At 73.6% G+C, this 24,319-nt stretch carries 18 protein-coding genes, 1 tRNA gene and 1 pseudogene; 14 read left to right on the top strand and 6 right to left on the bottom strand.

Going from position 1 to position 24,319, the window contains the following annotated elements:
* The first annotated feature begins 81 nt into the window (after positions 1-81).
* Positions 82-528 (top strand): SRPBCC family protein, encoded by a 447-nt coding sequence (locus ACQP2H_RS23020; protein ID WP_433228832.1) that lies wholly within the window; start codon positions 82-84, stop codon positions 526-528.
* A 127-nt stretch (positions 529-655) separates the two neighbouring features.
* Here the strand turns inward: ACQP2H_RS23020 and aceE are convergent, their stop codons facing one another.
* Positions 656-3,394: a pyruvate dehydrogenase (acetyl-transferring), homodimeric type gene (gene aceE, locus ACQP2H_RS23015; RefSeq protein ID WP_219464116.1), complete on the bottom strand. Its 2,739-nt coding sequence runs from the start codon at positions 3,392-3,394 to the stop codon at positions 656-658.
* 242 nt (positions 3,395-3,636) lie between these two features.
* Here aceE and ACQP2H_RS23010 point away from each other — a divergent pair, with 242 nt between their 5' ends.
* Positions 3,637-4,041: a YjbQ family protein gene (locus ACQP2H_RS23010; RefSeq protein ID WP_219464114.1), complete on the top strand. Its 405-nt coding sequence runs from the start codon at positions 3,637-3,639 to the stop codon at positions 4,039-4,041.
* Positions 4,042-4,230: 189 nt separating this feature from the next.
* Here the strand turns inward: ACQP2H_RS23010 and ACQP2H_RS23005 are convergent, their stop codons facing one another.
* A complete protein-coding gene (locus ACQP2H_RS23005) occupies positions 4,231-5,898 on the bottom strand; it encodes an alkaline phosphatase D family protein (protein ID WP_357535500.1) in 1,668 nt (555 codons plus the stop codon).
* 243 nt (positions 5,899-6,141) lie between these two features.
* Between ACQP2H_RS23005 and ACQP2H_RS23000 the strand changes: the two genes are divergently transcribed.
* From ACQP2H_RS23000 to ACQP2H_RS22970, 7 genes are all read left to right on the top strand, one after another.
* Positions 6,142-6,621 carry a MarR family winged helix-turn-helix transcriptional regulator gene (locus ACQP2H_RS23000; RefSeq protein WP_219464111.1) on the top strand — a complete coding sequence of 160 codons (480 nt, stop codon included), beginning with the start codon at positions 6,142-6,144 and terminating at the stop codon, positions 6,619-6,621.
* 62 nt (positions 6,622-6,683) lie between these two features.
* Positions 6,684-9,638: a thiamine pyrophosphate-dependent enzyme gene (locus ACQP2H_RS22995; protein WP_433228828.1), complete on the top strand. Its 2,955-nt coding sequence runs from the start codon at positions 6,684-6,686 to the stop codon at positions 9,636-9,638.
* Positions 9,639-9,751: 113 nt separating this feature from the next.
* Positions 9,752-10,189: a DUF3052 domain-containing protein gene (locus ACQP2H_RS22990; RefSeq protein ID WP_091238156.1), complete on the top strand. Its 438-nt coding sequence runs from the start codon at positions 9,752-9,754 to the stop codon at positions 10,187-10,189.
* Between the two features lie 104 nt (positions 10,190-10,293).
* A complete protein-coding gene (locus tag ACQP2H_RS22985) occupies positions 10,294-10,761 on the top strand; it encodes a peroxiredoxin (RefSeq protein ID WP_204959437.1) in 468 nt (155 codons plus the stop codon).
* A 138-nt stretch (positions 10,762-10,899) separates the two neighbouring features.
* Positions 10,900-10,971, top strand: a tRNA-Val gene (locus ACQP2H_RS22980).
* Positions 10,972-11,082: 111 nt separating this feature from the next.
* A complete protein-coding gene (locus ACQP2H_RS22975) occupies positions 11,083-11,442 on the top strand; it encodes a nuclear transport factor 2 family protein (protein ID WP_219464110.1) in 360 nt (119 codons plus the stop codon).
* Between the two features lie 58 nt (positions 11,443-11,500).
* Positions 11,501-12,289: an alpha/beta fold hydrolase gene (locus tag ACQP2H_RS22970; RefSeq protein ID WP_433228825.1), complete on the top strand. Its 789-nt coding sequence runs from the start codon at positions 11,501-11,503 to the stop codon at positions 12,287-12,289.
* An 89-nt stretch (positions 12,290-12,378) separates the two neighbouring features.
* Here ACQP2H_RS22970 and ACQP2H_RS22965 read toward each other — a convergent pair.
* A pseudogene (locus tag ACQP2H_RS22965) lies at positions 12,379-13,331 on the bottom strand (phosphotransferase).
* Positions 13,332-13,754: 423 nt separating this feature from the next.
* Here ACQP2H_RS22965 and ACQP2H_RS22960 point away from each other — a divergent pair.
* Positions 13,755-14,903 (top strand): polysaccharide pyruvyl transferase family protein, encoded by a 1,149-nt coding sequence (locus tag ACQP2H_RS22960; protein ID WP_219464106.1) that lies wholly within the window; start codon positions 13,755-13,757, stop codon positions 14,901-14,903.
* A 133-nt stretch (positions 14,904-15,036) separates the two neighbouring features.
* Here ACQP2H_RS22960 and ACQP2H_RS22955 read toward each other — a convergent pair whose 3' ends face one another.
* Positions 15,037-15,234, bottom strand: coding sequence for a hypothetical protein (locus ACQP2H_RS22955; RefSeq protein WP_208568803.1), 198 nt, complete (start codon positions 15,232-15,234; stop codon positions 15,037-15,039).
* A 119-nt stretch (positions 15,235-15,353) separates the two neighbouring features.
* On the opposite strand from ACQP2H_RS22955, the gene ACQP2H_RS22950 reads away from it, so the two are divergent.
* Positions 15,354-15,875 (top strand): DinB family protein, encoded by a 522-nt coding sequence (locus tag ACQP2H_RS22950; protein WP_219464105.1) that lies wholly within the window; start codon positions 15,354-15,356, stop codon positions 15,873-15,875.
* A gap of 20 nt (positions 15,876-15,895) precedes the next feature.
* On the opposite strand, the gene ACQP2H_RS22945 is transcribed toward ACQP2H_RS22950, so the two are convergent.
* Positions 15,896-16,789, bottom strand: coding sequence for a carbohydrate kinase family protein (locus ACQP2H_RS22945; protein WP_219464104.1), 894 nt, complete (start codon positions 16,787-16,789; stop codon positions 15,896-15,898).
* 64 nt (positions 16,790-16,853) lie between these two features.
* Here ACQP2H_RS22945 and ACQP2H_RS22940 point away from each other — a divergent pair, with 64 nt between their 5' ends.
* Together ACQP2H_RS22940 and ACQP2H_RS22935 are read left to right on the top strand one after the other, a co-directional pair.
* Entirely contained in the window at positions 16,854-20,159 is a 3,306-nt protein-coding gene (locus ACQP2H_RS22940; protein WP_219464103.1) for a DEAD/DEAH box helicase, read from the top strand.
* A gap of 98 nt (positions 20,160-20,257) precedes the next feature.
* Positions 20,258-21,292 (top strand): SWIM zinc finger family protein, encoded by a 1,035-nt coding sequence (locus ACQP2H_RS22935; RefSeq protein ID WP_308290870.1) that lies wholly within the window; start codon positions 20,258-20,260, stop codon positions 21,290-21,292.
* Positions 21,293-21,409: 117 nt separating this feature from the next.
* Here the strand turns inward: ACQP2H_RS22935 and ACQP2H_RS22930 are convergent, their stop codons facing one another.
* Positions 21,410-21,667 carry a DUF3040 domain-containing protein gene (locus ACQP2H_RS22930; RefSeq protein ID WP_219464100.1) on the bottom strand — a complete coding sequence of 86 codons (258 nt, stop codon included), beginning with the start codon at positions 21,665-21,667 and terminating at the stop codon, positions 21,410-21,412.
* 639 nt (positions 21,668-22,306) lie between these two features.
* Here ACQP2H_RS22930 and ACQP2H_RS22925 point away from each other — a divergent pair.
* Complete coding sequence (locus ACQP2H_RS22925) at positions 22,307-24,283, top strand: DUF1800 domain-containing protein (RefSeq protein WP_357535482.1); 1,977 nt, start codon at positions 22,307-22,309, stop codon at positions 24,281-24,283.
* The last annotated feature ends 36 nt before the right edge of the window (positions 24,284-24,319 follow it).

Below are 24,319 nucleotides of genomic sequence, written 5' to 3'. Positions count from 1 at the left end.
TTCCGAACACGTCCCAGTAAGTCCGATTTAGCGCATAGAGTGCGGAATATCGCGGATGTCCTCAGTGGGGGAAGAAACAGAATGATCCTCGTCGAACGCAGTGCGCACGTGACGGCGCCGGTGGAAGCGGTCTGGGAAGTCGTCCAGCGGGCCGAGCAGTTGCCCGCCTGGCTGGCCGGGGTCCGGGCCGCCGAGGTCCTCTCGGGGGAGGGCTTCGGCCGTCGACAACTCGTCCAGGCCGGGCGCGGCTCGGCGCACGAGGCCGAGGTGATCGCCTACCAGGAGCCCAACCTGATCGGCTGGCGGGAACGCGCCCGGGGGGCCGGTGCCCGAGCCGAGGCACGCACCGAGATCTACGTGCAGCTCACCGCCGACGAGGAGGAGGGCGGCACGATCGTCCGACTGATCGTGGTCCGCTGGCCGGCCGGCCCGGTCAAGGGCGCCCTGCTGCGCCTCGGGCTGCGTCGGGTCGGCACCGACCTGGAGGACTCGTTGGCCCGGCTGACCGACCTGGCCGTCGTCGGCTGACCCGACACCCCGTCGGCACCACCTGCGGATCCGGTCAAGATCACGCTCGATCACGCAGGGGCGGAGCGGGCGGAGGACACGAGAAGGGCCCGGCGCGAGGCGCCGGGCCCTTCGTCGTACCCGGGAACTAGCTGTCGCCGCCGGTCTCACCGACCGGGGCGGCGTTGACGTCGTCGATCGCGTACTTCTTGGCCGCCTCGGCCGGGACACCGGCCGGGATCGTCCCGCGCAGGGCGAGCTGCCGCAGCGTCGCCACCGCAACCGACTCGGCGTCGACGTGGAAGTGCCGACGCAGCGCGTGCCGGGTGTCCGACATGCCGAAGCCGTCGGTGCCGAGCGAGGTGTAGTCACCAGGTACCCAGCGGGCGATCAGGTCCGGTACCGCGCGCATCCAGTCGCTGACCGCGACCTTCGGCCCGTCGGCCTCGGCCAGCTTCTCCTGGATGTACGGCACCCGCTGCTCCGCGCCCGGGTTGAGCAGGTTGTGCTCCTCGCAGAGCACCGCGTCGCGGCGCAGCTCCGACCACGAGGTCACCGACCAGACGTCGGCGGCCACCCCCCAGTCCTGGGCGAGCAGCTGCTGCGCCTTGAGCGCCCACTGCATGCCGGTGCCGGAGGCCAGGATGTTGGCCCGCGGCCCGTCGACCTGCGGGGCCGGCGCATAGCGGTAGATGCCCTTGAGCAGCCCCTCGACGTCCAGCTCGGACGGCTCGACCGGCTGGTGGATCGGCTCGTTGTAGACGGTGAGGTAGTAGAAGATGTTCTCCTGGTCCTCGCCGTACATCCGGTGCAGGCCGCGCTCCACGATGTGCGCCAGCTCGAACCCGAACGCCGCGTCGTAGGCGACCACCGCCGGGTTGGTCGCGGCCAGCAGCAGCGAGTGGCCGTCCTCGTGCTGGAGGCCCTCACCGTTGAGCGTGGTCCGCCCGGCGGTCGCGCCGAGGACGAAGCCCCGGGCCATCTGGTCGGCCGCCGCCCAGAAGCCGTCACCGGTGCGCTGGAACCCGAACATCGAGTAGAAGATGTACATCGGGATCATCGGCTCGTCGTGGGTGGCGTACGCGGTGCCGGCGGCGGTGAACGAGGCGACCGAACCGGCCTCGTTGATCCCCTCGTGCAGGATCTGCCCGGTCGTCGACTCCTTGTAGGACAGGAACAGGTCCCGGTCGACCGAGGTGTACCGCTGGCCGTGCGGGGAGTAGATCTTCGCCGTCGGGAAGATCGAGTCGAGGCCGAAGGTACGCGCCTCGTCCGGGATGATCGGCACCCAGCGCTTGCCGAACTCCTTGTCCTTCATGATGTCCTTGAGCAGGCGGACGAAGGCCATCGTGGTGGCCACCTTCTGCTTGCCCGAGCCGCGCTTGACGTCGGCGAACCGCTCTGGCCCCGGGATCGCCAGCTTCTTGTGGCTGGTCCGCCGGGACGGCAGGTAACCGCCGAGCTGCTCGCGCCGCTCCCGCAGGTAGGCCATCTCGTCCGAGGACTCACCCGGGGTGTAGTACGGCGGCAGGTAGGGGTTGTCCTCCAGCGCCTTGTCCGGGATGTCCAGGTAGAGCCGGTCGCGGAACAGCTTGAGGTCGTCAAGCGTCAGCTTCTTCATCTGGTGCGTGGCGTTGCGGCCCTCGAAGTGCGAGCCCAGCGTCCAGCCCTTGATGGTCTTGGCCAGGATGACGGTCGGCTGCCCGGTGTGCTCGGTAGCCGCCTTGTATGCCGCGTAGAGCTTGCGGTAGTCGTGCCCGCCCCGCTTGAGGTTCCAGATCTCGTCGTCGGACAGGTGCTCGACCATCTTGCGGGTCCGCTGGTCCCGGCCGAAGAAGTGCTCCCGCACGTACGCCCCGGACTCCGCCTTGTAGGTCTGGTAGTCGCCGTCGGGGGTGGTGTTCATCAGGTTGACCAGCGCGCCGTCGGTGTCCGCGGCGAGCAGCGGGTCCCACTCCCGGCCCCAGACCACCTTGATCACGTTCCACCCGGCGCCCCGGAAGAACGCCTCCAGCTCCTGCATCACCTTGCCGTTGCCCCGGACCGGGCCGTCCAGCCGCTGAAGGTTGCAGTTGATCACGAAGGTGAGGTTGTCCAGCTCCTCGCGGGCGGCCACGCCGATCGCGCCGAGCGACTCGACCTCGTCCATCTCGCCGTCGCCGAGGAAGGCCCAGACGTGCTGCTGGGAGGTGTCCTTGATGCCCCGGTGCTGCAGGTAGCGGTTGAACCGGGCCTGGTAGATCGCGTTCAGCGGGCCCAGACCCATGGAGACCGTGGGGAACTCCCAGAAGTCGGGCATCAGCCGCGGGTGCGGGTAGGACGGCAGTCCGCCGCCCGGGTGGGACAGCTCCTGCCGGAACCCGTCGAGCTGGTCCTCCGAGAGCCGACCCTCCAGGAACGCCCGCCCGTACATGCCGGGGGAGGCGTGCCCCTGGTAGAAGATGTGGTCGCCGCCGCCCGGGTGGTTCTTGCCCTTGAAGAAGTGGTTGAAGCCCACCTCGTAGAGGGAGGCGGAGCTGGCGAAGGTGGAGATGTGCCCACCGACGCCGATCTCCGGCCGCTGCGCCCGGTGCACCAGCATCGCCGCGTTCCACCGGACGTACGCCCGGATCCGCCGCTCGATGTGCTCGTCACCCGGGAACCAGGGTTCCTGCTCCGGGGTGATGGTGTTGATGTAGTCGGTGGTGGTCAGGGACGGCACCCCGACCTGCCGCTCGCGGGCCCGCTCCAGCAGGCTCAGCATGACGTACCGGGCGCGTTTGGTTCCGCGCTCGTCGATGACACCGTCGAGCGACTCGACCCACTCGCTGGTTTCTTCGGGGTCGATGTCCGGAAGCTGGCTCGGCAGACCAGCGGTGATCACCGGGCGCTTGCGTTCCGTAGCCACAGGCGTTCCCTCGGTTGTGTGTGGGATAGGTCTCTAGCGCCATCCTGCCCTCTGGTGGCACCCGTCGTCACCTCTAGCTCCCCCAGACGCGACGCTGAACACAGGTACCCACCGGTAACTTTGCCCGGTCGGCCGCGTCGGGGCCGGCCGCCGTCGCCCCGCCGGGGTCGGCCCACCGGGGGCCCGGCCCCGGCGGCCGGGGACGGCGGCGGTAACGGGTCGGATGCGGCAGAATGCGCCGTATGCGCAGCGAGGTGATCACCGTCCGGACCGGTTCCCGACCCACCGTCGTCGACGTCACGGCCGAGGCCGAGCGATTCGTCGCCGGGCAGGGCGACGGCCTGCTGCACGTCTTCGTGCCGCACGCCACCGCCGGGGTGGCGATCATCGAGACCGGCGCCGGCTCCGACGACGACCTGCTGCGGGCCCTCGACGACCTGCTGCCCACCGACGACCGCTGGCGGCACCGGCACGGCTCGCCCGGCCACGGCCGCGACCACGTGCTGCCCGCCTTCGTGCCGCCGTACGCGACCCTGCCGGTGCTCGGCGGGCGACTCCAGCTCGGCACCTGGCAGTCGGTCTGCCTGGTCGACCCCAACGGTGACAACCCGTCGCGCCAGCTCCGTTTCTCCTTCCTCCCCGGCTGACCCCGCCCCGCCCGCCCTCGCCGCCGGCCACCCGGGCGCCGCGTCCCGTCGCCCGGCCGTCCCGTCGCCCGGCCGTCCCGTCGCCCGGCCGTCCCGTCGCCCGGCCGTCCCGTCGCCCGGCCGCACCGGCCCCCGGCGCGTCCCGGCCGCACCGGCCCCGGCGCGTCCCGGCCGCCGCCCCGGGGCGGCTCAGCGCAGCCCGGTCTCCGTCTCGACGGTGTACCGGTCCCGGTCCACGCCCGGCGGCAGCGCGCGGGCCGTCGTCGGCGGGCGGTCGCCCGTCTGGTGCAGGCCGGGCACCCGGTCCTCGACCACGAACGACGCCCGTGGGTACGCCGGGGCGCCCGCCCGGCTCACGTACGGCAGCACCATGAAGTCCGCGCTGAGCTGCGCCGGGGTGATCGTGGTCCGGACGAAACCACGCAGGTCGTTCTGGAACCGCAGGTGCGGATTGGTGCGCAGCCAGGGGTGCGAGCCGCTGGCCGAGTCGAACCCGTCCCCGCCCGAGGTGACCGAGGAGCAGACCAGCTCGGTGCCGACCGTCCGCGCGCCCGGGTCGGTGTAGTCCAGCTTCAGGTCGGCGGCCCAGTGCGCGTGCACGTCCCCGGTGAGCACCACCGGGTTGCGCACCCCGGCGGTCACCCAGCCCCGGGTGATCCGGTCCCGGGAGGCCAGGTAGCCGTCCCAGGCGTCCATGCTGGTCAGCCGGGTCGGCCCGGGGTCGCGGTCCCGGGCGGCGAAGAACACCTGCTGGGCGAGGAGGTCCCAGCGGGTGTCGGAGCGGCGGAACCCGTCCAGCAGCCACTGCTCCTGTGCCGTCCCGGTGATGGTGCGGCCCGGGTCGGCCGCCGCCGGGCAGTCCCGGTAGCCGTCCCCGCACGCCTGGTCGTCCCGGAACTGCCGCGTGTCGAGCAGGTGGAAGGTGGCCAGCCGCCCCCAGCGCAACCGCCGGTGCAGCGCGATGTCCGGACCGCGCGGCACCGAGGACCGCCGCAGCGGCATGTTCTCGTGGTACGCCTGGAAGGCGGCGGCCCGCCGGGCCAGGAAGTTCGGGTCCGGCTCCTCCGGCACCGCGCCGGCCCAGTTGTTCTCCACCTCGTGGTCGTCGAAGACCACCGCCCAGGGGGCCACCGCGTGCGCCGTCTGCAGATCCGGGTCGGTCTTGTACTGGGCGTGCCGCTGCCGGTAGCCGGCCAGTGTCCGGGTCTCCGGCCCCTCGTGCCCGCGCGGCCGGTCCGGGCCGTACTCCCGGGCGTACTCGTACTGGTAGTCGCCGAGGTGCAGGATCAGCTCCGGCGCGCTCTCGGCCAGCCGCCGGTAGGCGGTGAAGTACCCCTGCTCGTAGTGGGAGCAGGAGACGAAACCCATCGCCAGCGCGGCGGGCAGGGACGCCGGGTCGGGCGCGGTGCGGGTCCGGGCGGTGGGGGAGAGGTGCCCCTCGGCCCGGAACCGGTAGAAGTACTCCCGCCCCGGCAGCAGCCCGGTCAGCTCGACGTGCACGCTGTGCGCCGACTCGGGCCGGGCGATCGCCGTACCCCGCTGGACGACGTGCCGGAACAGCTCGTCGGCGGCCACCTCCCACTGCACCTCGACCGTCCGGTCGGGCATGCCGCCCAACCCGTCCTCGGCCAGCGGCTGCGGGGCCAGCCGGGTCCACAGCACCACCCCCTCGTGGTCCGGGTCGCCGGAGGCCACCCCGAGGGTGAACGGCCAGATCAACGGTCGGTGGCGGGCGGTGCCCACCGGGCGGGCGGGACGCCCGTCGGCGGCGTCGGCGGACGTCGGCAGACCGGCGGTCGCGCCGGCCGCGCCGAGCGCCGCGCCGGAGAGCAGGACGGTACGGCGGGACAGTGCCATGGGAACCTCCCGGGATGTGGTGCGTACCTGACCCCGGCAGCGTCGCGACCCACGGTGACCGTCAGGTGACGACTGGAGACCGTCGTCGTCTCCGCCAGCCGAACAGCGGCCGGCGACCGCCCCGGGCGGCGTGTCGGGCGGCCGTTGGTCGGGCGGCGCAGCCCGACGTCGGCATCCGGCGGGCAGCGGTGTCGATCGGCCCGGTGGTGCGGTGGGCGGTAGGCGCGGCCGTACAGTCGGGGGATGACGCAGGAGGCCGGCCGCACGCAGGCCGACCGGGGCGACCGCGCCGGGTTGACGGGCGAGACGGTACGCCGGTTCCTGCACGTCGCCGACGCGATCCGGCACGACCAGGAGGCCGCTCTCGGTGCGCTGGGACTCACCCCGGCGGCGGCCCGCGCACTGTGCGAATTGGACCCGGACCGGCCGTCGCCGGCGCGTGACCTCGCCGTCCGGTTGGCGTGCGACCGGTCCAACGTGACCGCCCTGGTCGACCGGCTGGAACAGGCCGGGCTGGTCACCCGCCGGGTCGACCCGATCGACCGGCGGCAGAAGACACTGCTGGTCACCGACGAGGGCCGCCGGGTGCGGGAACGGGTGCGCGAGGCGCTGTCGGGTTCCCGGCTGCTCGTCGGATTGACCGTCGAGGAGCTGTCCACGCTGCGGGAACTGGTGGAGAAGGTGTCCGACGGGGACTGCCCGCAGCGGTGCGCGGTGGACTGACTCACCCCGGTCGGGTCGTGTCTGAGTGGGCGACCGTGGCCTCCGTCGGTAATGCTGATCGCGTGACCACCCCGCAAGATCTCGACGACCGGTTCCGGGAGACCCTGGGCGCGTTACCCGAGCCCGAGCGGCGGCGTGACCCCGGGCAACCGCTACGGCCGGCCGCCGCGCTGACCGGCCGGCAGTTGCTCGCCCTCTTCGACGCGCAGGTGACCAGCCGTCAGCTCGACCTGGCCGGCCGCTGGCTGCGCAGCTTCGACGAGGGCTTCTACACGATCGGCTCCGCCGGGCACGAGGCCAACGCGGCGGTGGCCGCGGCGCTGCGCCCCACCGACCCGGCCCTGCTGCACTACCGCTCGGGCGCCTTCTACTGTCTGCGCGCTGCCCAGGCGGCCGGCAGCTTCCCGGGCGGCGACGCCTCGGCCGGCAGCTTCCCGGACGGTGACGCCGTGGCTGTCGGCTCCCCGGGCGGCGACGGTCCGGCCGTCGACCGCACCGGCGGGGACGGCGTGGCGGCGATCGGTTCCCCGCCCGCCGGCGGTGACCCCGACGACGGCACCGCCCCGGGGGCCGGTGAGCCGGAATCCCTCCACCCGGTCGGGGCACCGGACCGCACAGGTGCGTCGTCGGCCGCCGGGAGCGGCCCCGCCGGATCGTCGCCGGCAGCCGGTCCAGCGGCCGACGCCGGGGACGAACGCCCCGCGCCGGTGGGCACGACCGACCCCCTCGACGGTGACGCCGGCCCGGTCGGCCAGCCCGTCCCGGTCGGCCCGGTGGCCTACCGGGTGGGCAGCGACGGCACCACCGAGCCGGTGCCCCGGCAGCGGCCCGCCGCCCCGGAGGGCACCCCCGCCGCCCCCGCCGCCGCCCCGGTGACCGCCGCCCCGGACCCCGCCCCGGGCAGTCCCACCGCCGCCGATGCCGTCCCCACCGCCACCGATGCCGTCTCCGCCGGTCCCGTCTCCGCCGGTCCCGGTCCGGCCGGCCCCGGGCTCCCGGTGACCGGGACGTCCCCGGCAACGGCGGTCGACCCGGGACCGGGCGGGGACGACGGGTGGCAGGAGGCGTACGCCGGGGCGGCCCGGGACGTGCTGCGCGGGATGGTCGCCTCGACCCTCGACCCGATCGCCGGGGGCCGGCACAAGGTCTTCGGCCGGGCCGACCTGGCGGTGGTGCCGACGACCTCCACCATCGCCTCGCACCTGCCCCGGGCGGTCGGCCTGGGCCTGGCCCTGGAACGGCTGCGCCGGATCGACACCGCCGGCCGGCGCGACGACCCGGCCGGTCCGCCGCGCTCGCCGTGGCCCCGCGACGCCATCGTGGTCTGTTCGTTCGGCGACGCCTCGGTCAACCACGCCAGCGCCACCGCCGCGTTCAACACCGCCGGCTGGTACGACCACACCGGCCTGCGGATCCCGGTGCTCTTCGTCTGCGAGGACAACGGCCTGGGCATCAGCGTCCGGTCGCCGGACGGCTGGGTGGAGCGGGTCCTGCGGGCCCGGCCCGGGGTGCGCTACTTCACCGCCGACGGCACCGACCCGGTGGCCGTGCACGCGGTGGCCGCCGAGGCCGCCGGCTGGGTGCGGCGGCACCGGCGGCCGGCGGTGCTGCACCTGCGGACGGTACGGCTGCTGGGGCACGCCGGGGCGGACGCCGAGCGGGCGTACCGCAGCACCGCCGAGATCGCCGCCGACGAGGCGCGCGATCCGGTGCTGGCCACCGCCCGGCTGCTCGTCGAGGCGGGGGTGGCCACCGGCGAGGAACTGCTGGCCCGCTACGACGAGCGGGGCTGGCAGGTGCGGCGGACCGCCGAGGAGGTGCTCGACGAGCCGAAGCTGGCTGCCCCGGTCGACGTGGTGGCCCCGCTGTCGCCCCGCCGGCCCAAGCGGGTCGCCACGACGGTGGCGCAGGCGGCGCAGCGGGCGGCCGGGCCGGATGCGGCCGACCGGGTGGCGGCGTTCGGTGGCAAGCCCCCGGAGTTGGCCGGCCCGCTGACCCTGGCGCAGAGCATCAACGCCGCGCTCGCCGACGGGATGCTCAGCCACCCGCAGTTGGCGGTCTTCGGGGAGGACGTCGCGGCCAAGGGCGGGGTGTACGGGGTCACCAAGGGGCTGCGGGAGCGGTTCGGGGCGGCCCGGGTCTTCGACACCCTGCTGGACGAGACGTCGGTGCTGGGGTTGGGGCTGGGCGCCGGGCTGGCCGGGATGCTGCCGGTGCCGGAGATCCAGTACCTGGCGTACCTGCACAACGCCGAGGACCAGCTGCGGGGCGAGGCGGCCACGTTGCAGTTCTTCTCGCAGGGGGCGTTCCGCAACCCGATGGTGGTTCGGGTGCCGGGGCTGGCCTACCAGGAGGGGTTCGGCGGGCACTTCCACAACGACAACTCGGTGGCCGTACTGCGGGACGTGCCTGGTCTGGTGGTCGCGGTGCCGGCGCGGCCGGACGACGCCGGTCCGCTGCTGCGGACCTGCCTGGCCGCCGCCGTGGTGGACGGCACCGTCTCGGTGTTCCTGGAGCCGATCGCGCTCTACCACACCCGGGACCTGTACGAGCCGGGTGACGGCGAGTGGCTGGGGTCCTACGCCGAGCCGGCCGACTGGGCGGCCGGTCACGCGCCGATCGGCCGGGCCCGGGTGTACGGCGTCGGCTCGGCCGAGGACGTCACCATCGTCACGTTCGGTAACGGGGTGCGGATGTCGCTGCGGGCGGCGTCGACCCTGGCCGACGAGGGGATCGGCTGCCGGGTGGTGGACCTGCGGTGGCTGGCACCGCTGCCGGTGGCGGACCTGATCCGGGAGGCGTCCGCGACCGGTCGGGTGCTGGTGGTGGATGAGACCCGGCGGTCCGGCGGGGTCGGTGAGGGGATCCTCGCGACGCTTGTCGACGCCGGATTTGTGGGAGCGGCGCGGCGGGTGGCCGCAGTCGACTCGTTTGTACCATTAGGTCCGGCTGCCCGTCAGGTGCTGGTCTCCGAGGATGCCATTACCCAGGGTGCCCGTACGCTGCTGGCACGGTAAATTCCGTTCCACCCGGTGCGCCACTTGCGCGACGGACCACAACTGTGTGGACTCTGCCTGACGGCGTCACCGCGACGCCGCTGGGCAGGGACGAGATGAGGAGGCACGCGACAGTGAGCGCGACCGCTGGTCAGGCCGCCGACGGGGTACGTCTCCTGGCGGACCGGTTCGGGATCGAACCGGGCATGGTCGTCATGGAGATGGGGTACGACGAGGACGTCGACCAGGATCTCCGGGACGCCCTGACCGACCGCTGTGGAGAACTGGTCGACGAGGACACCGACGAGGTGGTCGACGCGGTGCTCGTCTGGTACCGCGACGGAGACGGTGACCTCTTCGAGCTTCTCGTCGACGCCCTCGGTCCGTTGGCCGACGCCGGAGTCGTGTGGCTGTTGACCCCGAAGGCCGGCCGGGACGGGCACGTCGAGCCGAGCGAGGTCGCCGAGTCGGCGCAGACCGCCGGGCTCCAGCAGACCTCGACCCTCAACGCCGGCCTGGACTGGAGCGCCGCCCGGCTCGTGCTGCGCCGGGGGTCCAAGGGGCGTAAGTAGGCTCCCCGGCCGGGCCGTGGCCCAACTGAGCAATCCCGCACCCGGGGCGTCCGCGCCGGGTGTGGCAGGCTGGACCCACCTCAGAGTCGACCCAAGGAGTTCGCATGCCGATCGAGGTTGGTGCCGAGGCGCCCGACTTCCTGTTGAAGGACCAGAACAACCAGGAGGTACGGCTCTCGGACTACCGGGGCAACCGCACCGTGCTGCTGGTCTTCTACCCGCTCGCCTTCACCGGCATCTGCCAGGGTGAGCTGTGCGAGGTGCGGGACAACCTCAACGACTACGTCAACGACGACGTGCAGGTGCTCACCGTCAGCGTCGACTCGATCTACGCCCACAAGATCTGGGCCGAGAAGGAGGGCTACCAGTTCCCGCTGCTGGCCGACTTCTGGCCGCACGGGGCGGTCGCCCAGGCGTACGGCGTCTTCAACGACCTCGCCGGCATCGCCAACCGGGGCACCTTCGTCATCGACAAGGCGGGCATCGTCCGGTTCGCCGAGATGAACATGCCGGGTGAGGCGCGTGACCAGCAGAGCTGGCGCAAGGCGCTCGCCGACACGGTCGCCGCCTGACGTTCCGCGGCGACCGCGCGTGCCGCCGTACCGGTTCCGCCGGTGCGGCGGCACACCGCTCGATCGGCACACCGTTGCGACGGGCCGGCGGCCGGCAGGTAAGCTTGCCAGCCACCGGCCCGCCCGCACGGGCGTTCCGGGCGCGTAGCTCAGTGGGAGAGCACTCGCCTTACAAGCGAGGGGTCGCAGGTTCGAAACCTGCCGCGCCCACCCCGCACCACAGGCACCGTGGCGATCCCGTAGAGCGGGGATCCGGCGGCTGACCGCAGCGACGGTCCCGACCGGCCTCCCGTGGAGACGTACATCGGGCATACTCGCCTGGTGGATCAGGGACGCCGGATCGCCGAGCGCATGTACGACGCGTTCAACCGCCGGGACGTGGCGGCCATCGAGACCATCTTCGCCGGCACCTTCTACAGCCATCCGTTGCGGGCCACCGGCCGGGGGCGCGTGCAGCAGGCCTGGCAGCAGATGTGGGCGCAGCATCCCGACCTGAGGGTGACCCTGAAGGATCTGGTCGCGGACGGAGAGCGCGTGGCGACCCGGACCGAGATGGTCGGCCTCGCCGACGGCTCGACGGCGACGATGCTGGAGATGTTCACCTTCCGCGACGACCGGATCGTGGAGCTGTGGGGCCTGTCGGCGAAGCCGCAGGCCGCCCCCGACCGGCCCGAGGCGTGAGGCGCTGCCGTCGTGGTGGCCCGGGCGACGCCCCCGGGCCCGAGGCGGGGAGACACCGGTGAGCTACGCGGACGTCAACGGGTTGCGCCTCTGGTACGAGGAGCACGGCGACGGACCGCCGCTGGTGCTGTTGCACGGTGGTTACGGCTCGACGGAGACGTTCGCCCCGATCCTGCAGGCGTTGGCCGAGCGTCGCCGGGTGATCGCGGTGGATCTCCAGGGCCACGGCCGGACCGCCGACGTGGACCGACCCCTGCGGTACGAGTCGATGGCCTACGACGTCGCCGCGCTGCTACGCCACCTCGACCTGCCCGGGGCGGAGGTGCTCGGCTACTCCCTCGGTGGCGGGGTGGCGCTGCGTACCGCGATCCAACACCCGGAACTGGTGCGTCGGCTGGTGCTCATCTCCACCCCGTGCCGGCGGCGGGGCTGGTATCCCGAGGTGCTGACCATGATGGCCGGCCAGGACGAACGGGCGGGCGAGCAGATGCGTGGTACGCCCCCGCACCAGCTCTACCAACGGATCGCCCCCCGGCCCCAGGACTGGCCGCAGCTGTGGGCCAAGTCCGGTGCCCTGCTGCGCCACGAGTACGACTGGTCGCCGGAGGTGGCCGCCCTCGCCGTACCGACCCTGCTGGTCTTCGCCGACGCCGACTCGATCCCGGTCACCCACATGGCCGAGTTCTACCGGCTGCTCGGCGGTGGCCACCGGCACCCGGGCGCAGACGGCACCGGCCGCCCCACCTCCCGCCTGGCGGTACTCCCCGGCCTCACCCATCACGACATCCTCACCACCCCCCTCCTGCCCCAACTGGTCGTCCCCTTCCTCGCCCACCAGCTCCGCTGACCCCGACCCGCCGAGGTCACCCCACCACCGGTGCGGTGATCAAGAGGTATTCGTCAGAAAAGCGGTGCAGGCTGACGTGAACCTCTTGATCACCGGACTGCTCCGGGGGTTTCGAGGCGGTGGCGGAGCCAGGGGACGAGGGCGGTGGCCTGGGCCTGTTGGAAGGCACGGACGGTGGGGATGCCGGCCGGTGGCGGGCGCTGTCGGTGAAGAAACCGGCCAGGCCGGCATAGAAGCCGGTCAGGGTGGCGGGGTCGACATCGGCGGTGAGTGGCAACCGGCGCAGCAGCGCCTCGGTGTCGTGCCCGCCGTGCAGCCGCACGTTGACCAGCAGCAGCGCCGTGTCCAACCAGGTGGGCCCCCGGCAGGCCCACGGCCAGTCCACCACGGTGACCGCACCGTCCGCGTCGATCAACAGGTTGTCGGCCCGCACGTCCAGGTGGCACAGGGTGTCTCCGGTCAGCCCGGCCAGCCCCCGGTCGGCCGCCGCGCACAACTCGACCAGGTGCGCGGCGACCCACGGGTCGAGCCGGGGCGGCGGGTCGGCGACGATCCGCCGCCAGCCGGCGAAATCGTGGGCCAGCCGCTCGGCGGCGGTCGGCACGTCCGGCACCGGGCTCGGGGTGAGCGTGTCGGCCAGCGCCTCCAACGCGCGCAGCACCGGGTCGAGGTCCGCGGGCCGCCACGGCGTGTGCGGGTGCCGGCCGTCGACATCGGTGAGTACGAGCGCCACCCACTCACCGTCGTCGTGACAGCCGAGCAGCCGGGGCGTCGGGGCGCACCGGGGCAGTGCGGCCGTGTGCCGGGCCTCGGCGCGGTGCATCCGGGGGGTGTCCGGGTTCTGCGCCGAGCTGACCGCCTTGACGAACGCCCGTCGCCCGTCGGCCGTCAGCACCCGGTCGGCCGTGCCGGGGGAGTATCCACCGGGCTGGGAGACCGCTTCGACCACCCGGTCACCGATGATCCGTTCCACCGCCTGCCGGACATGCCCGGGCAGCTCATCCCACCCGATCCTGCCCCCACCCGCGTTCGCATCCGCCATCCCCCCACCCTGGCGAGCACCCCACACCCCAGGCAACCCGATTACCCCACCCACCCCACGTACCGCCCCACCCCGCCCTCGTCCCCGCCCTCGTCCCGTCCCCGTCCCCGCCCCGTCCCCGCCCCGTCCCCGCCCTCGTCCCGTCCCCAGCCCCGCCCGCGCCCCGTCCCGGTGATCAAGAAGTTTGCGTCACCCCACCGGCCCGACCTGACGCAAACCTCTTGATCACCCGCCCACCCCCACCGCTGTTTTCGGTGATCAAGAGGTTTACGTCATTCCGCCCGGGTGGGTTGACGTAAACCTCTTGATCACCGGGGCGGGGACGGGGGAGGGCGGGGACGGGGGAGGGGCGGGGGCTCGGCTGGGGCATGGGTTGGGGTTGGGGGGGAATGCGGGCGGGACGGTTCTGGGGAGGAGTGACGGATGAGGGGTCCCACCGGATTGACCATCGGTGTGCTCGGCTCGTACGGCGGTCGGAACCTCGGTGACGAGGCGATCCTCACCGGTCTGCTGGCTGACCTGCGGGAACAGGAGCCGAACGCCCGGATCATCGTGTTCTCCCGTAATCCGGCGCACACCGCGCTGGCCCACCCCGACGTCGAGGCGGTGCCCTGGGAGGGCGTGAGCCGGGTCGACTCGGCCGAGGTGCTGGCCCAGCTCGACCTGCTCATCCTCGGCGGGGGCGGCATCCTGTACGACAAGGAGGCCCGCCGCTACCTGCGCGTCGTGCGGGTCGCCCAGGAACGTGGGCTGCCCCTGCTGACGTACGCGGTGGGGGTCGGGCCGCTCAGCGACGGGGTGGACACCGGCATGGTCCGGGAGACGCTGGCCGGGGCGACCGAGGTGACCGTCCGGGATCAGGAGTCCCGGATGGTGCTGGAGGAGGCCGGGTTGCTCAACCCGATCACCGTCACCGCCGACCCGGCGTTCCTGTTGGAGCCGGAGGACTTTCCGGCCCGGCTGCTGCGCGAGGAGGGGGTGCCCGCCGGCAAGCGGCTGGTCGGGCTGAGCGTCCGGGAGCCGGGGCGGGCCGCGGAACGACTCGACGTCGACGGGTACCACCGGTTGCTCGCCCAGATCGGCGACTTCCTGGTGCAACGGATCGACGCGCACGTGCTGTTCGTACCGATGGAACGCGACGACATCCGGCACTCGCACGGGGTGCTGTCCCACATGATCGCCGCCGACCGGGGGCGCATCCTGCACGGTGACTACTCGCCCCGGCAGGTGCTCGGCCTGATGAAGCACTTTGACCTGGCGGTCGGCATGCGGCTGCACTTCCTGATCTTCGCGGCGATGGTCGGCACCCCGTTCCTGCCCCTGCCGTACGCGGGGAAGGTCTTCGACCTGGCCCAGCGGCTCGGCGTGCCGGCGCTGCGCGGCGTGGAACGTGAGGTGGAGGGTCCGCTGCTGGCGGAGGTCGACCGGCTCTGGGACGAACGGGACTCCCGCCGCGAGGCCACCGCCCGCCGCGTCGCCGAGGTGTGCGACCAGGCCCGAGGCACCTCCCAGGTCACCCGGGCGGTGCTGGACGGCCTGCGTTCACGCACCCTGGCCCGGATGGCCGCCTGATCGGCGGGCAGGCGGCCCGGATGGTTGTGTGATCGGCGGGCACGAGGCCCGGATGGTTGTGTGATCGGCGGGCACGCGGCCCGGATGGTTGCCTGATCGGCGGGCAGGTCGGTTCCCGGCAACCGGGGCGGGGTCAGAGCACCGGGCCGCGCCAGCGGTAGCGCCACTGGTCGCCGGCCGACTCCAGCTCGTAGATGTGGGCGTCGGCCAGCCCCTGCGGGCCGAGGTGGTGATGGGTCAGCGGGGGCCGGTCGTTGCTGTCCAGCTCGACGTCGACCGCCTCGCCGTCAGCCGGGCCGTCCGCCAGGGGAATCCGTACCGTCGAAGACATGCGCCCATCCTGCCAAGCCGGCCGCCGGGCCGCAGGGTTTGCCGGGACAGCGGGACGGCTCCGACGGTCCGGGCCGCGCCGGTCGGCCGGCAGGGTCGGGGTGCGGGTATCGTCCGCTGATGGCGGAGATCCAGATCGACCCGACGCTCGCTCCGGTACTGGCCCGCACCGGTGACGAGCGGGCGGTGCTCGACGCGTTCCTCGACTTCCACCGTGCGACCGTGCTGCGCAAGGCACGGGGCTTGACCGACGCCGAGGCGTCCCGTCGGCTGGTGCCGTCGGCGACCACCCTGGCCGGCATCCTGCGGCACCTCACCCTGGTCGAGCGGAACTGGTTCCCGTTCCTGCTCGCCCCGGCCCCCGGCGATGTCTTCCCCACCTCCGAGGAGGACGCGGCGGCCAGCTTCGCCCTGATGCCGGGGGAGACCCTCGACCAGCTCACCGACGGCTACGAGCGGGCGTGTGCCCGGTCCCGAGAGTTGGCCGCCCGGTTCCCCCTGGACCATGTGGTCGCGCAGCCGCAGCTCGGTGAGGTGTCGCTGCGTTGGATCATGGTGCACATGATCGAGGAGACGGCCCGGCACGCCGGGCACGCCGACATCCTCCGTGAGCTGACCGACGGCAGCACCGGCGCGGTCTGACCCCCTGCCGGAGCACGACGTCAGCCGGGCCGGTGTGGGCCGGGCGTGGCGGGGAACAGCCCGGTCGGATACTCCATCCCGTCGTGGGTGCAGGCAGCCGCAGCGACCCTGGCGGCGTACCCGGTGGCCGGCAGCAGCGCCGCCCCGCGCAGCCGGGCGGCGATCAGGCCGGCGGCGAAGGCGTCGCCGGCCCCGTTGGTGTCGACCACCGCACCGGGCGGTGTCGTCGTCGGCACCCGCACCGGGGGCCGGTCGCCCGGGTGGACGTCCGCGCCGTCCGCTCCCCGGGTCACCACCACCGTCCGGGGGGCGAGCGCCGCGGCGACCGCCGGGGCCCGGTCGCCCAGCCGGACGCCGCTGACGAAGACCAGGTCCGCCGCCTCGGCGAAGGGCCGGTGGTACGGGTCGTCGCCGTCCCAGTCGTGCAGGTCGGTGGAGAGCAGCACGCCCGGGGCCAGCGCGGCGCGCAGCGTGGGCAACCGGCCCCGGACCCAGTCCATGATCGAAACGTGGACGTGGGCCGCGCCGCCGGCCAGCGCGGCCAGTTCGGCGCGCGGGAACGGCGGCTCCCCACGCCACGGTCGGGGGTCGTAGAGCGCCATCCGGCGGCCGGCCGGGTCGACCAGGTTGACCGACCGGCGGGTGCCCCCGGGATCGTCGGCCAGCACCGACCGGATGCCGGTGCGGGCCAGCGCGGCGCGGACCACGTCGCCGGCCGGGTCGACCCCCAGCACGTCGACCACGGTCACCGTCAGTCCGAGCGCTGCGGCGGCCAGTGCCACCCCCGACCCGGTGTTGCCGACCCGCAGCTCGATCCCGGGAACGGTGACGGAGTCGGCGAGGGGCAGCGGCAGCGCGGGCACCCGGGTGCGGATGTCGACGCCCAGCCCACCGACGACGAGCAGGTCCACCATGGCGTCGACGGTAACCGGGCGCCGCCGCCTATCCTGGCCCCCGGGCGTCGACGAGGGGGAAACTGTGCTGGTCGTCCACGGGGTGTGGCTGGTCGGGGCCGGTCTGGCGGTGTGGGCGGAGGATTCCACCCGCCCGACGCAGGTGCCGCGCCGCCCCGGCCGGGCCCCGCGCGAACGCCCCCACCCCTTCGCCGCCGAACCGGCCGCCCTGTGCGCGTTGTTCGGTGACCGCCCGGCCGACGCCGTGCTGCTCACCCTCCCCACCCGGGCCGGTGCGCCGCTGCACTCCCCGGAGCTGGTCCCGGCCACCGTCGGGGAACCGGTCCGCGGCCCAGTCACCCTCGCCGCCTGGCGGACCCCCGCCCTCCGGTACGCCCCGGACGACGCGTTCGCCCTGCTGCGTACCCTCGACGGGCTCGACGCCGTGGTCGGGGCGGGCCTGCGGCACCTCGCGGAGCTTGCCGACTTCGCCGCCGACCTGGTGGCCCGCGGCCGGTTGCTGCCCGGTGTGGCCGACCGCCCGCCGGGGGAGGTGCCCCGGTCACCGGCGGGCCGGCGGGCGGCCGGCCGGTCGGTGCCGTCGGCGGGAGCGGCGGTCGGATGGGCGGTGTGGCGACCCCTGCTCACCGGCGCGGACGCCGCCTGGGCCCGGTCGTTGGCCCTGGCCCTGCCGCCGGCCACCCGGGCCGCCGTCGACACCCCCACGCCCACTTCCCGCTCCCGTTCCGGGTCACGCCGGCCGACCGGCCTGCGGTCCGAACCCGGGGAGGTGTCGCCCGGTTCCGGCACCACCACGGCGGCCCGACCCGGTGTCGACGTGCCGGCCGGGGCCTGGTCCGGTTCCGACGCGGTGGCGGGCGCGCGGTCCGGTATTGCCGTGGTCGGGTCGGCAGGTCTGGTCGCCGACGCGGTGGACCTGCTCACGGATGCCGCCGCCCGCCGGGTGCTGGCCGACACCGACCTGGTCCGGGGCGGTCGGCGCGACGGCGCGACGGCCGGTTGGCTGGCGGCCCTGACCGGCCCGCAGCGGCGTTTCACCGCCGAGCCCACCGCGTTGGCCACCCTCCGCACCGAGCTGGACGCCTGGCAGCGCGACGCGGTGGGCGGCCCGGTCCGGGCCAGTTTCCGGCTGGTCGAGCCGGCCGACGACGAGATCGTCGAAACCCTGACCGTGGTGCCGGCCGACCCGTCGACCGTCATCGGGCAGGGTGGACGGTGGCGGATCGAGTTCGGCCTCCAGGCCGCCGACGAGCCGGGCCTGCACGTGGCCGCCGGTGACATCTGGCGGACGCCGGAGCGGTTGCCGGCGCTCGCCGGCCGGTGGAACGACCCGCAGGAGACCCTGCTGGCCGAGCTGGGCCGGGCCGGGCGGCTCTGGCCGGAGCTGGACGAGGCGTTGCGCACCCCCACCCCGGAGCAGTTGGAGTTGGACGTCGAGGGTGCGCACCGGTTCCTGCGTGACGGCGCACCGGTGCTGCACGCCGCCGGCTTCGGGGTGCTGCTGCCGTCGTGGTGGCGGCGGCCGTCGGCGCGGCTCGGCACCCGGTTGCGGGCCAGCAGCCGGACGGCCCCGGGCACCGTCGCCGCCACCTCCGGGGGGCTCGGGCTGGACGCGCTCGTCGACTACCGATGGGAGGTGGCGCTCGGTGACGAGACGGTCGACGCCGACGAGTTGGCCGCCCTGGCCGCGATGAAGACCCCGCTGGTGCGGCTGCGGGGCCGGTGGGTGGAGCTGGACCCGAAGCGGCTGGCCGCCGGCCTGCGACTGCTGCGTTCCCCCGGCGAGCTGACCGTCGCCGACCTGCTCAAGATGGGTCTGACCGGGGCGGACGACCCGGAGGCGCTGCCGGTGCTTCAGGTGACCGCCGACGGGCCGCTCGGTGACCTGCTGGCCGGGCAGGCCGAACGGCGGCTCGTCCCGCTGGACCCGCCGCCCACCTTTCAGGGAACCCTGCGGCCCTACCAGCGGCGCGGGTTGGCCTGGCTGGCCTTCCTCCAGTCGTTGGGGCTCGGCGGGGTGCTCGCCGACGACATGGGGTTGGGCAAGACCGTGCAGCTGCTCGCCCTGCTCGCCGGGGACCGACCGGACGCCGGGCCGACCCTGCTGGTGTGCCCGATGTCGTTGGTCGGCAACTGGCAGCGGGAGGCGGCCCGGTTCACCCCCGGGTTGCGGGTGCACGTGCACCACGGCGCGGACCGGGCCCGGGGAGCGGAGTTCGAAGCTGCGGTGCACGCCGCCGACCTGGTGCTCACCACGTACTCGGTGGCGGCCCGGGACGCGGTCGCGTTGGCGTCGGTGGGCTGGCACCGGCTGGTTGTCGACGAGGCCCAGGCGATCAAGAACGCCGCCACCCGGCAGGCCGAGGCGGTCCGGGCGCTGCCCGCCCGGCACCGGGTCGCCGTCACCGGTACGCCGGTGGAGAACCGGCTGGCCGACCTCTGGTCGATCATGCAGTTCGCCAACCCCGGCCTGCTCGGCCCGGCCAGCAGCTTCCGACAGTCCTACGCGGTGCCGATCGAGCGGCACGGGGACGCCGACGCGGCGGCCCGGCTGCGCCGGATCACCGGCCCGTTCGTGCTGCGCCGGCTCAAGACCGACTCCTCGATCATCTCCGACCTGCCGGAGAAGCTGGAGATGGAGGTGGTCTGCAACCTCACCGCCGAGCAGGCGTCGCTCTACCGGGCGATCGTCGACGAGATGCTCGCGAAGATCGAGTCCAGCGACGGGATGGAACGGCGGGGCCTGGTGCTGGCCACCATGACCCGGCTCAAACAGGTCTGCAACCACCCCGCCCAACTGCTGCGCGACGGTTCACCGCTGGCCGCCCGCTCGGGCAAACTGCAACGGTTGGAGGAGATCGTCGACGAGGTGCTCGCGGCCGGCGAGAAAGCCCTGCTGTTCACCCAGTACGCCGAGTTCGGCGCGCTGCTGCGCGGCCACCTGTCGGCCCGCTTCGGTCGCGAGGTGCTCTACCTGCACGGCGGGGTGGGCAAGGCCGACCGGGACGACCTGGTCACCCGCTTCCAGTCCCCGGACGGACCGGCCCTGTTCGTACTCTCCCTCAAGGCCGGCGGTACCGGGCTCACCCTGACCGCCGCCAACCACGTCGTACACGTCGACCGGTGGTGGAACCCGGCGGTGGAGGACCAGGCCACCGACCGGGCGTTCCGGATCGGCCAACGGCGACGGGTGCAGGTCCGCAAGTTCGTGTGTGCCGGCACCGTCGAGGAGAAGGTGGCCGCGATGATCGCCGACAAGCGGGCCCTGGCCGCATCGGTCGTGGGCAGCGGCGAACAGTGGGTCACCGAGCTGTCCACCGGGCAGCTGCGGGAACTGTTCACGCTGGACGCCGGGGCGGTGGTCGAATGACCCCCCGGCGTGCCGGACCCCCCGCCGACGGCCCCGGCACGGCTGATCCTGACCCGGTCGGGTCGGGGCCGACTGGTCCGGCGGCGGAGGGCTCCGGGGTGGGGGGCGCGTTCGCCGACTTCGGCCCGCCGCGTCGGGTCGACGGCGGATTGCGGGCGCGCAGCACCCGGGGGGCGATCGGGGTCTCCTGGTGGTCCCGGCGGTTCCTGGAGGTGCTGGAGTCGTTCGCGCTCGGCACTCGACTCACCCGGGGCCGGGCGTACGCCCGCCGGGGGCAGGTGCTCCGGCTCGACGTGTCACCCGGGCGGGTCGAGGCGAGTGTGCAGGGTTCCCGCCCCCGGCCCTACCCGGTGGTCATCACCCTGCCGCCGTTTCCGGAGGCGCTCTGGGCCCGGGTCGAACGCGAGCTGGCCGGTCAGGCGTTCTTCAGCGCCCGGCTGCTCGCCGGTGACCTACCGGCCGAGTTGGAGGAGCTGTTCGCCGGTGCCGGTGCGCCGTTGTTCCCCGACTCGGTGGGGGAGCTGACCCAACGCTGCGGGTGCCCCGACTTCGCGGTGCCGTGCAAGCATCTCGCGGCGACGTTCTATCTGCTCGCCGAGGCGTTCGACGCCGACCCGTTCCAACTGTTGCACTGGCGGGGCCGCAGTCGCGACGCCCTGCTGGGCCGGCTCCGCTCCCTGCGCGCCGAGGCGGTCGGCCGGCCGCTGCCTGCCGGGGCGGTCGGGTCGTCTCCGCCCGCCGTCGTCGACCCTGCCGCCGGGCGGCAGGGGGTCGGATCGGCGAGCGGGCCGGCCGGTGTTCCGGTGTCGCGCGTACCGGACGGTGGGCCGGACGCCGGTACGCCCGATCGGACGTCGGGGCCCGGGTCGTCGGTGGTGGAAGGGGTGGCATCCGGGCCACCGAGCGCTGTGGCGGGGGCGGCCCGGGTGCTCGCCGACCTGCCCGACGCGCCGCTCACCGAGGCGGTGGACCGGTTCTGGCTGCCGCCGGTGCCGTTGCCGGACCGGCCGCCCATCCTGGCCACCGGTCCGGAACTGCTGCTGCGGCAACTCGGCTCGCCCGCTGCGACGATCGGCGGCCCCGGCCTGCTGGAACGCCTGCGCCGGGCCTACCAGGCCCTCGGCCCGTCCTGACCAGTGGTCCGCCCCGACCCGTGACGGTTCATGGTCGACACCAGTGGGGCGATGTCGGGGTGTCCCCGTCGCGTCGACCCCGCACCATCGCCACCCTGGTGTCGACCATGACGCGGGTCAACGCCAGCGGTGCCGGAAATGCCACATCAGGCCGGTGTTGGCTGCCACGAGCACGACGCACGCGGCACCGGCCGTCCGTCCGGCCACGACGGTCATCGCGGGCAGCGACGCCCACAGGATGACGGTCAGCAACATCAGCCAGCGTCCGCGCCGGGCCCGGATCCGATGGTCGAGTCTCGCGAAGAACTTCGGGTCGCTCTCCCGGAGCTGCCGGGTGATCTGTTCGAATCTGCGCTGATCCTCTTTGCTGAGCATGGCGGTGCCTTCCCCTCACGGCTGTCAGCGGTTCGGCGGCTTGTCAGCGGTTCGGCGGCTTACCCGCTCCGGCTGCGGGTCACGCCCTCCTGCTGCTGCTACTTTCGGTCCCACCCACCAGCCGAAGGGGACAGGCCGACCGAAGGCGCACCCGGCCGACCGAACGACGCAGAGCGGTCGACGGCACCGCGACAGACCGGCCGACACCGGGCCCGGCTGGCGGACGGGCGCGGCGAGGCTGCGGGTGGCCCGGCCCGGCCTGAGGGTGGGCGGGCCGGGTGAAACCGGGCTGCGGGGGCGTGCGGTGACTCTTCGCCCAGGCTTACCGGTGGCTTAAGTTTCGCTGTGCCGGTGAACGTCGGATGCGGTGACGCGTACCGCTGCGTCGTGACGGCAGGGCTGCCGACGGACACGTCGTCCCTGCTGGGGACGCCGCCGGCCGACCGGGGTGTGGCAGCCCGGCTGATCGGGGTGCTGAGCTGCGGCTTAAGTGCCCGCCGGGGCCGCCGCGACCCGCCTTGAAGGCGCCGCAACCCTTGGCTACCTTCCCCGCAACGACTCCTCCGGCAGCCGCCGCCGCACCCCTGCCCGCCCCTGGCCGCAGTGGTACGACGCATCGAAAGAAAACGGGACCGGTACATGGCCGACCAGAAGGTGCCACCGCGCCGACCGCACGCCACCGACGAGAGGCGTTCCGGCGCACCCTACGGCGAGCCGACCGCCGGACCCCCGCCGGTGTCCCGGGGACCACAGTGGGTGGGGCCCGAGGGGTTGGGTCGGCAGGCGTTCCACCAGCCGGCCGGCACCGGACTACCGCACCTGGACGACGACGGCGACGCCCGCGACCGGGTCGGCCGGCGGCGCGCACTGGTCGCGCTGGGCGGCACCGCCGCCGTGGTGGCCGGCGGCGCGGCGCTGGCGATGAGCCCCCAGGTGCGCGGCCTGTTCGGCGACGACGCCGCCGGGGACGCCACCGGCGTCACCGCCACCGACGGCACCCCGGCCCGCCCGAGCGGCCAGCAGCCCAGCACGGTACGCACCTACACCGAGCAGAACGAGAGCTACATGGGCTCCCGGGCCGGTGCGGCGCTGAAGAAGAACTCGCCCAGCGGGGGGCGTACCTTCTCCGGCCCGGCCGACGCGGCGGCGCAGACCCGGGTGACGGTGCAGACCGTGCTGGCCAAGGACCCGGTGCGGCACCTGGCCGGCCGGGCCACCTTCGGGGCCACCCCGAAGGTGCTCGCCGACATCAGGCGGATGGGCATCGACGCCTGGGTACGCCAGCAGCTCGACCCGGAGAAGATCGCGCCGAGCGCCGCCGAGCTGAAGCTCGCCGAGCTGCCCACCCTCAAACTGACCAGCCAGCAGCTACGCGACCAGCGGGAACAGCTCAACGCGCGGGGCGCGCAGCCGGAGCGGGAGATGGTCGACGGGACGCTGGCCCGGCAGATCTGGTCGGAACGGCAGCTGTACGAGGTGATGGTCGACTTCTGGAACGACTTCCTGCACGTCGCGGCGGACTTCGACGGCGGTGAGGCGTACCGGAACTCGTTCGATCGGGACGTGGTCCGCAAGCACGCCATGGGCAGCTATCCGGACATGCTGGTGGCGGCCAACAGGCACCCGGCGTTGCTGCTCTACCTCAACCAGAACGACTCCCGGGCCGACGCGGTCAACGAGAACCTGGCCCGGGAGAACCTGGAGCTGTACTCGGTCGGGGTCGACGGCGGCTACACCGAGAAGGACGTCCGGCAGGCCGCCCTGCTGCAGACCGGCCGGGGCGTCGACGACGGGCGGTACGTCTTCCGTCCCGAGCGGCACTACCGGGGCAAGGTGAAGATCCTCGGCTTCAGCCACCCCAACGACTCGACCGACCCGAAGAAGGCCGACCAGGTCATCGACGCGTACCTCACGTACCTCGCGCTGCACCCGTCGACCGCCAGGTACGTGGCCCGCAGCCTGGCCACCCGGTTCGTCTCGGACACCCCGCCGAAGTCCCTGGTGGACCGGCTCGCCAACATCTACACGGTCAACAGGGGCTCGGTGAAGCCGCTGCTGATGTCGCTGTTCAGCTCGTCGGAGTTCTGGGCGGCGGTCGGGCAGAAGGTGCGCCGACCGATGGAGTACCTGGTCGCCACGTACCGGACGCTGGGCGTCGGGCCGCAGGCCGGGCCGGGCTTCCGGCAGGGCGACAGCAAACGCACCGCCTTCGCCCAGGGGCTGCGCCAGATCCACGACAAGCTGCGCGAGCTGGGCCAGTACCCGATGGGCCAACCCACCCCCGACGGCTACCCGGACGTCTACGTCGCCTGGACGTCGGCCGGCACGATGGTCAACGGCTGGAACGAGGCCGCGGAGCTGATCGCCGGCCGTCGCACCCAGTTCACGTACACCCGGCCGGAGAAGCTGGTGGCGAAGCCGCCGACGACCGCCGGGGCGTACGTGGACGCGTTGGCCCTGCGGCTGGTGCACCAGAAGCTGTCGGCGCGGGAGCGCACCCTGATCCTCGGGGTGGCCGGGGTGTCCGCCACCGCACGGGTCGACGCCACGTTCAACGGGGCGATCGCCGCCGTCGCGCGGGCGATCCTCGCGTCCCCCCAGCACCACCTGCGGTGAGGCAGACGATGGACAAGCCGGTGACGCACCCGAGGG

The organism is Micromonospora sp. CA-248260 (genome assembly GCF_050942205.1).
Taxonomy (GTDB): Bacteria; Actinomycetota; Actinomycetes; order Mycobacteriales; family Micromonosporaceae; genus Micromonospora; species Micromonospora antibiotica.
This window is presented reverse-complemented; position numbering and strand designations above follow the sequence as displayed.

What these genes read in the sequence shown, in the direction of transcription:
- ACQP2H_RS23020 (WP_433228832.1), top strand. Translation starts at nt 82, where the DNA reads ATGATCCTCGTCGAACGCAGTGCGCACGTGACGGCGCCGGTGGAAGCG.
- ACQP2H_RS23010 (WP_219464114.1), top strand. Translation starts at nt 3,637, where the DNA reads ATGCGCAGCGAGGTGATCACCGTCCGGACCGGTTCCCGACCCACCGTC.
- ACQP2H_RS23005 (WP_357535500.1), bottom strand. Translation starts at nt 5,898, where the DNA reads ATGGCACTGTCCCGCCGTACCGTCCTGCTCTCCGGCGCGGCGCTCGGC.
- ACQP2H_RS23000 (WP_219464111.1), top strand. Translation starts at nt 6,142, where the DNA reads ATGACGCAGGAGGCCGGCCGCACGCAGGCCGACCGGGGCGACCGCGCC.
- ACQP2H_RS22985 (WP_204959437.1), top strand. Translation starts at nt 10,294, where the DNA reads ATGCCGATCGAGGTTGGTGCCGAGGCGCCCGACTTCCTGTTGAAGGAC.
- ACQP2H_RS22960 (WP_219464106.1), top strand. Translation starts at nt 13,755, where the DNA reads ATGAGGGGTCCCACCGGATTGACCATCGGTGTGCTCGGCTCGTACGGC.
- ACQP2H_RS22955 (WP_208568803.1), bottom strand. Translation starts at nt 15,234, where the DNA reads ATGTCTTCGACGGTACGGATTCCCCTGGCGGACGGCCCGGCTGACGGC.
- ACQP2H_RS22950 (WP_219464105.1), top strand. Translation starts at nt 15,354, where the DNA reads ATGGCGGAGATCCAGATCGACCCGACGCTCGCTCCGGTACTGGCCCGC.
- ACQP2H_RS22945 (WP_219464104.1), bottom strand. Translation starts at nt 16,789, where the DNA reads ATGGTGGACCTGCTCGTCGTCGGTGGGCTGGGCGTCGACATCCGCACC.
- ACQP2H_RS22930 (WP_219464100.1), bottom strand. Translation starts at nt 21,667, where the DNA reads ATGCTCAGCAAAGAGGATCAGCGCAGATTCGAACAGATCACCCGGCAG.
- ACQP2H_RS22925 (WP_357535482.1), top strand. Translation starts at nt 22,307, where the DNA reads ATGGCCGACCAGAAGGTGCCACCGCGCCGACCGCACGCCACCGACGAG.